General features: G+C 70.5%; 5 protein-coding genes. 2 read left to right on the forward strand and 3 right to left on the reverse strand.

The window, feature by feature from the left end; all coding sequences use genetic code 11:
* Nucleotides 1-1,319 (forward strand): ammonium transporter (locus Q0R13_RS14265; RefSeq protein WP_366852986.1); only part of this gene is annotated, 1,319 nt, incomplete at its 5' end.
* Between the two features lie 92 nt (nt 1,320-1,411).
* Here Q0R13_RS14265 and Q0R13_RS14270 read toward each other — a convergent pair.
* From Q0R13_RS14270 to Q0R13_RS14280, 3 genes are read right to left on the reverse strand one after another with little or no spacing between them, the layout of a single operon-like run.
* Nucleotides 1,412-2,284, reverse strand: coding sequence for a 4-(cytidine 5'-diphospho)-2-C-methyl-D-erythritol kinase (locus Q0R13_RS14270; RefSeq protein WP_293905031.1), 873 nt, complete (start codon nt 2,282-2,284; stop codon nt 1,412-1,414).
* Between the two features lie 2 nt (nt 2,285-2,286).
* Complete coding sequence (locus Q0R13_RS14275) at nt 2,287-3,972, reverse strand: tetratricopeptide repeat protein (RefSeq protein ID WP_293905033.1); 1,686 nt, start codon at nt 3,970-3,972, stop codon at nt 2,287-2,289.
* 60 nt (nt 3,973-4,032) lie between these two features.
* Nucleotides 4,033-5,694, reverse strand: a complete 1,662-nt coding sequence (locus Q0R13_RS14280) for an electron transfer flavoprotein-ubiquinone oxidoreductase (protein ID WP_293905035.1) — start codon at nt 5,692-5,694, stop codon at nt 4,033-4,035.
* Nucleotides 5,695-5,796: 102 nt separating this feature from the next.
* On the opposite strand from Q0R13_RS14280, the gene Q0R13_RS14285 reads away from it, so the two are divergent.
* The gene (locus tag Q0R13_RS14285; protein WP_293905037.1) at nt 5,797-7,005 is read left to right on the forward strand and encodes an SGNH/GDSL hydrolase family protein; all 1,209 of its coding nucleotides are present in this window, start codon (nt 5,797-5,799) and stop codon (nt 7,003-7,005) included.
* Nucleotides 7,006-7,162 lie beyond the last annotated feature (157 nt).

Consider the following 7,162-nt stretch of genomic DNA (forward strand, 5'->3'; position numbering starts at 1 on the left):
CGGCGGCTCCGGCCGCTGTGGCGCCCGACGCGACGGCGGCGACTCCCGCGGCAGCTCCGGCCGCCCCGGCGGCGGCCGAGGCCGCGCCCGCTCCGGCGAAGCCCAAGCTCGACACCGGCGACACGGCCTGGATGCTGACCTCCACGGCCCTGGTGCTGATGATGACCATCCCGGGCCTGGCGCTGTTCTACGGCGGCATGGTGCGGCGCAAGAACGTCATCGCCACGGTGGCACAGTCCTTCGCCATCACTTGCCTGGTGACGGTGCTGTGGATGATCGTCGGCTACTCGGTGTCGTTCACCAACAACCCTGACGCCAACCTGCAGAAATACATCGGCGGGGTCGGGGCGGTGCTGATGCACGGGGTCACCGTGGACACTACGAACAGCCTCGCGGCTACCATCCCCGAGTCGGTGTTCATGATGTTCCAGATGACCTTCGCGATCATCACCCCGGCGCTCATCGCCGGCGCCTTCGCCGAGCGGATGAAGTTCTCGGCGCTGATGCTGTTCATCACCCTGTGGTCGCTGCTGGTCTATGCGCCGATCGCCCACATGGTGTGGGGCGGCGGCATCCTGGGCGGCCTGGGCGTGCTCGACTTCGCCGGCGGCACGGTCGTTCACATCAACGCCGGGATCGCCGGCCTGATGTGCGCCCTGGTGCTGGGCAAGCGTAAGGGCCTGGGCGAGGTCAACATGGCCCCGCACAACCTGGTCTTCACGATGATCGGCGCCTCGCTGCTGTGGGTCGGCTGGTTCGGGTTCAACGCCGGTTCGGCGGTGGCTTCGAACGCGCTGGCCGGCGCGGCGATGCTGAACACCCAGGTGGCGACCGGCGCGGCCGGCCTGACCTGGATGGTCATAGAGTGGGTCGAGCGCAAGAAGCCCGGCATGCTGGGCCTGGCCTCGGGCGCGGTGGCCGGCCTGGTGGCGATCACCCCCGCCTCGGGCTTCGTGAACCCTACCGGCGCGCTGATCGTCGGTGTGGCCGGCGCAGCGGCGGCCTATGCCGGCGCGGTCTGGCTGAAGAAGCTGCTCAAGTACGACGACAGCCTGGACGCCTTCGGCGTGCACGGCATCGCCGGCATGGCCGGCGCCCTGCTCACCGGCGTCCTGGCCGACCCGGCCATCAACGTCCTGGGCAAGGACGCCAGCCTGATGAAGCAGGTGATCGGCGTTGGCGCGACCCTCGTGTGGTCGGGCATCGGCACCCTGATCATCCTCTACATCTGCAAGTTCACCGTCGGTCTTCGGGTCTCCGAGGAAGGCGAAGTGGAGGGCCTCGACCTGGCCCTGCACGGTGAAGCCCTGCACGAATAGTCTCTCTGGGGGAGAGGACGTCCGGCCGGGGGTCGGCCGGACGCCGGACTGGGGTAGAGGCGGGGGTCCTTCGGGGCTCCCGTTTTTTTGTCCTACCAAGGTCCGCCGAGACGGCAGCGGGTCACCCACCAATGGGGAGCCATGGCTTCGAGCCGCTCGGCCAGGCTCTCGGCGCTGATATCGTCGGCGCAGAGCGCGAAACAGGTGCCGCCCGAGCCGGAAACGCGGGCCAGCAGCACCTCGGGCTCGTCGCGCAGGGTCGCCAGGACCGCGCCCACCTCGGGCACGACGTCCACGGCGGGGCCCTCCAGGTCGTTGGCGCAGGTGGCCAGCCAGGCGGCGAGTTCCTGCGGGCTCTCGAACGCCTCGGGCATCGGCGGCGGGGCCACGTCGCCGAACCGGCCGGCGGCATCGAAGCGGCGGTAGACCTCGGCGGTGGAGACCGGCACGCCCGGGTTCACCAGCACCGCGTCCAGCGCCGGCAGCCCGGGCGCGGGGCTGAGCCGCTCGCCCCGCCCCTCGGCCAGCACCGGCCGGCCCCAGAGGCAGGCCGCCCCATCGGCGCCCAGGGTGGCGGCCATGGCCTCCAGGCGCGCGTCGTCGACGCCCGGCGCGAACACGTCGCGGATCAGCCGCAGCGCCGCGCCAGCATCGCTGGACCCGCCGCCCAGGCCGCTGGCGATGGGCAACCGCTTGTCCAGCGAGAACGCCAGTTCCTCCATCGGCCGGCCCAGGTCGGCCACGAAGGCGCGCACGGCGTGGACGATGAGGTTGTCGGACTCGCGGCCCAGCCCGGCGGCGAACGGGCCGCTGACGCTGACCCGCCCCTCCCCCGGCCCCACCGAAACCTCGTCGCCGACGTCGGCGAACACCATCAGGCTGCACAGCGGGTGGTAGCCGTCCGCGCCCGGCGCGCCGACGTGCAGGAACAGGTTGACCTTCGCGGGGGCGAAGGCGGTCGCCATCGCTATTGCCCGGCGAGTTTCGGGGTCGGCCCGAGACCGGAGGCGATCTTCTTCTCGGCGTCGGCCTTGATCTTGTCGTCGGGCTTCAGGGTCAGCACGCGGCGCCACTGGAACCCGGCCTCGTCCTTGCGGCCCACCATCCAGTAGGCGTCGCCCAGGTGGTTGTTGATCTCCGGGTCGCCGGCCTCCAGCTCCACCGCCTGCTCCAGGATCTCGGTGGCCTTCTTGAAGTCGCCGGTCCGGTAGTAGGCCCAGCCCAGGCTGTCGACGATGGCGCCCGAGCGCGGGTTGGCCGCCACCGCCTTCTCGACCATGGCCATGGCCTCGGGCAGCCGCTCGCCGCGGTCGATCCAGGCGTAGCCCAGGTAGTTCAGCAGTTCCGACTCGTCGGGCCGGATGCTGAGCGCCTTGATCAGGTCCGCCTCGCCCAGCTTCCAGCGGTTGGTGCGGTCGTAGGCCTGGCCGCGGGCGTAGTAGAGCTGCCAATCGACGCCGGACCTCGACTCCGCGATCAGGCCGGTCAGCAGCTCGATCGCCTCGTCGTAGTTCTCGTTGGCGCGCAGCAGGTCCGAAAGCACCAGCCGGCCCTCGGGATCGCCGGTGGCGGCGGCGGTGCGCGCCAGCTTCAGCGCCTGGACCTTGTCGCCGGCCCCCTGGTAGCTCCAGGCCAGCTTGGCCTGGGCGGCGGGGAATTCGGCGGAATTGGGCTTGGGCTTGCCATAGGCCGCCCGCGCGCCGTCGGTGTCGCCGTTCGACTGCAGGATGTCGCCCAGCATCAGCCAGGCGTCGTTGCGCTGCGGGTCCAGCCTCAGGGAAAGCCGCAGATAGGCCAGGCCGACCTGCTCCTGCTTGGCGCTGATCATGGTGGCGGCCGGGGCCAGCAGGGCGAAGGCGGCGCCTTCCTTGATGGTCGGGACCGCCGGCGGGGCCTTGCCGGCCGCGGCGCGGGCGCGGGCGGCCTTGAGGGTCAGGTTGCTGGGGTTGCGGCTCAGCGCCTTGTCGTAGAGCGCCACGGCGTCGGGCTTGCGCCCGCGGCGCTCCAGAAACGCGCCATAGGCCGCCACGGAAATCTCGCTGGGGGACTCGCCGACCGTCACCGCCTTGAAGTCGGTCTCGGCCTCGTCATAGCGGCGGGCGCGCTCGAACAGGGTCGCCTGGCCCAGCTGGCCGAAGTAGTCGACGCCGGCGTCGCCGCGCAGTTGCGGGCGCACCACCGAGCCCTCCGCATCGCCCGCCGAGGCGGCGATCCAGGGCGCCAGCAAGGCCGCGGCGCTGCGATGCGGGAAGCCGATGCCGTCGGTGCCCAGGGCCTCCTTGGCGACCTTGCCCTTGCCGTCGGCCAGGGCCGCCGTCACCTGGACCAGCCGGCCCAGCCGCTTGCCCGGCTCCGAGGCGTTGGGGCCGTCGGGGGCGAGCTGGGCGGCCTTCTCGATCTCGCCGGCCATCAGCGCCGCGGTGAAGGCGCGCTCAGCCACCGCCGGGTCACCACCGCTCTGGGTGCGGGCGAGGTCCAGGAACCTGGCCGCCTCGCTGTTGCGGCCTTCGGTCAGGGCGGCGTTGCCGGCCAGGAACATGCCATAGGCGCTGTCGGCGGTGGCCGGCGCACTGGCCTCGGCGGCGACCTTCGGGGTCGTGGCGCAGGCGCCCAGCAACAGGATCGGGGCGCAGGCGATGAGGAGACGACGCATATCGAGACTCTGGGCGCGCGACCGCCGCGCCGCAAGAGGCGCCGTCGTCACATCCGCCGGTCACATGTTCGGATAGTTCGGTCCGTCCCCGCCCTGCGGCGTCGTCCAGGTGATGTTCTGCGACGGGTCCTTGATGTCGCAGGTCTTGCAGTGGACGCAGTTCTGGAAATTGATCTGGAACTGCGGATTGGCGTTGTTGGCGTCGTACAGCACCTCATAGACGCCGGCGGGGCAGTAGAGCCGCGCGGGCTCGCCGTACTTCGGCAGGTTGGTGCCGATCGGGATGCTGGGATCGGTCAGCTTGAGGTGCGCCGGCTGGCTCTCCTCGTGGTTGGTCGAAGACAGGAAGACGCTCGACAGCTTGTCGAAGCTCAGCACCCCGTCGGGCTTCGGATAGACAATCGGCTTGAAGTCCCTGGCCAGGCCGGTGGCCTCGGCGTCGGTCTTGCCGTGCTTCAGGGTGCCCACGAAGGAGAACCCGCCCAGCAGGTTGGCGATCATCGCATCGGCGGCGCCCAGGAGCAGCCCCGGGATGGTGCCCAGCTTCGACCATAGCGGCTTGAAGTTGCGGACCGCCTTCAGCTCCTTGGCCACCCAGGACTGGTCGTAGGCCGCCTGATAGGCGGTGAGTTCGTCGCCGGCGCGGCCGGCCTGGATCGCCTCGAAGGCGGCCTCGGCTGCCATCATCCCGCTCTTCACGGCGTTGTGGCTGCCCTTGATGCGCGGCACGTTCACCAGCCCGGCCGAACAGCCCAGCAGCGCGCCGCCCGGAAAGGCGAGCTTCGGCACCGACTGGAAGCCGCCCTCGGTGATGGCGCGCGCGCCGTAGGAGATGCGTTGGCCACCCTCCAGGAAGACACGGATCGAGGGGTGGGTCTTGAAGCGCTGGAACTCGTCGAAGGGAGAGATCCAGGGGTTCTTGTAGTTGAGGTGAAGCACGAAGCCGATGGACACGTAGTTGTCGCCGAAGTGGTACATGAAGCTGCCGCCGCCGGTCTGGTTGTCCAGCGGCCAGCCAAACGTGTGCTGGGTCAGGCCGGACACGAAGGCCGCGTCGGGCACCTGCCACAGCTCCTTGATCCCGATCCCGAACTTCTGCGGCTCCTTGCCGTCCGAGAGCTTGAACCTGGCGATCAGCTGCTTAGCCAGCGAGCCGCGCACGCCCTCGCCGATGAAGACGTATTTGCCGTGCAGCTCCATGCCCGGCTCGTAGGCGTCGGTCGGCTGGCCGTCCTTGCCCAGGCCCGCCACGCCGGCCACCACGCCCTTCACCGACCCGTCCGCGGCGTAGACCAGGTCCGAGGCCGCGAACCCGGGATAGATCTCCACCCCCAGGCCCTCGGCGTGGGTCGCCATCCAGCGGCAGACGTTGCCGAGGCTGGCGATGTAGTTCCCGTGGTTCAGCATCCATTTTGGGAACGGCAGGAAGCTGATGTTCAGCTCGCCCATCGGCCCCAGCATCAGGAACCGGTCCTGGGTGACCGCGGTCTCCAGCGGCACGCCCAGCGCCTTCCAGTCCGGCAGCAGTTCGCCGATGCCCTTGGGGTCGATCACGGCGCCGGAGAGGATGTGGGCGCCGACCTCGGAGCCCTTCTCCAGCACGGCCACGGTCAGGTTGGCGTCGAGTTGCTTCAGCCGGATCGCGGCGGCCAGGCCCGCCGGCCCGGCGCCCACGATGACAACGTCATATTCCATGGCCTCGCGTTCGACGGCTTCGCTCATCGCGGTCCCCTTAGCCACGGCGCCGGAGTCCGCGCCGTTGATCCCATGGCGGTCTTATCGGAATGTCACCTAGCGGCGGTCAAGCAAAACGGGGGAAGCACTATGCGTCTGTCAGTCCTGGTGGGCGCGCTCGCGCTGCTCGCCGCCCACGCGCAGGCCGCGCCCAGGTGGATCGGCAGCTGGGGCGCCTCGCCGACCCCGCCGATGGTCGTGGCCTCCAGCATGCCGGCCCGGTTCCTGGCCCCGAGCTTCGAAAACCAGACCGTCGCCCAGGTAGTGCGGCTGAGCGCCGGCGGCGGGCGTCTTCGCCTGCGCCTGTCGAATGAGTACGGGGCGAAGCCGCTGCTGATCGGCGCGGCCCGTGTCGCGCTGGTGGGTCCCGATGGCGGCGTGGTGGCCGGCAGCGCGCGGACCGTCACCTTCGCCGGCGCGGCGACGGCGACGATCCCACCCGCCGCGCCCCTGCTGAGCGACGCCGTGGCGCTGAAGGTCCCGCCGCTGGCGCGGCTTCGCGTCAGCCTGTTCCTGCCCGGACCCACGGGGCCCTGCACCTGCCACATGAGCGGCCAGGAGTTCGTGGTGGCGACGGGGCCTGGCGACCTGACGGCCGGACCTCTCCCCGCGGCCACCGGACCCGCGCAGTACCGCGCCTTCCTGACCGGCGTGGAGGTGGAGACGGGCGTTCCAGGCCGCGTGATCGTGGCGCTCGGCGACTCCATCACCGACGGCGCGGCGTCCACGCCCGGCAAGGACCACCGATGGCCCGACCGCCTGGCCGAACGGCTGGCACAGGCCTATCCCGGACGCGCCATGGCCGTGGTCAACGCCGGGATCGGCGGCAACCGCGTGCTCAGCGATCCGCCTATCGCCTTGTTCGGGCAGAGCGCCCTGACCCGCTTCGACCGCGACGTCCTCTCGACCCCTGGAGCCACCGACGTGATCCTGCTGGAGGGGGTGAACGACCTGGGCGCCTCAGTCGGGCGGCCCAGCGCACAGGACATGATCGCCGGCTACCGCCAGTTGATCGACCGCGCCCACGCCCACGGTCTGCGGATCGTCGGCGCCACCATCCTGCCCTACGGCGGCGCGGCGTACTTCACGGCGGAGGGCGAGGCGGCGCGGCAGGCCATCAACGCCTGGATCCGCAAGCCGGGGAATTTCGACGCGGCGATCGACCTGGACGCCGCCGTCCGCGACCCGGCCACACCCACGAAGATGCGGGCCGAACTGCAGTCCGGCGACTGGCTGCACCCCAACGACGCCGGCTACCGCGCCATGGGCGAGGCCATAGACCTGGGGCTGTTCCGCTAAGGCTTGAGCTCGATCCAGAGCGTGACCGCGGTTAGCTGAATCGGGATTCTGGTTGTGGGCGGATCATGATTCAAGATGCGGGCTGGACGGGAGGCCAGCTCGCATGGGTCGACCCTATTCGCTGGATCTGCGGGATCGTGTGGCCCGGTTGGTGGTA

The organism is Phenylobacterium sp. (assembly GCF_025351295.1).
Lineage (GTDB): Bacteria > Pseudomonadota > Alphaproteobacteria > Caulobacterales > Caulobacteraceae > Phenylobacterium.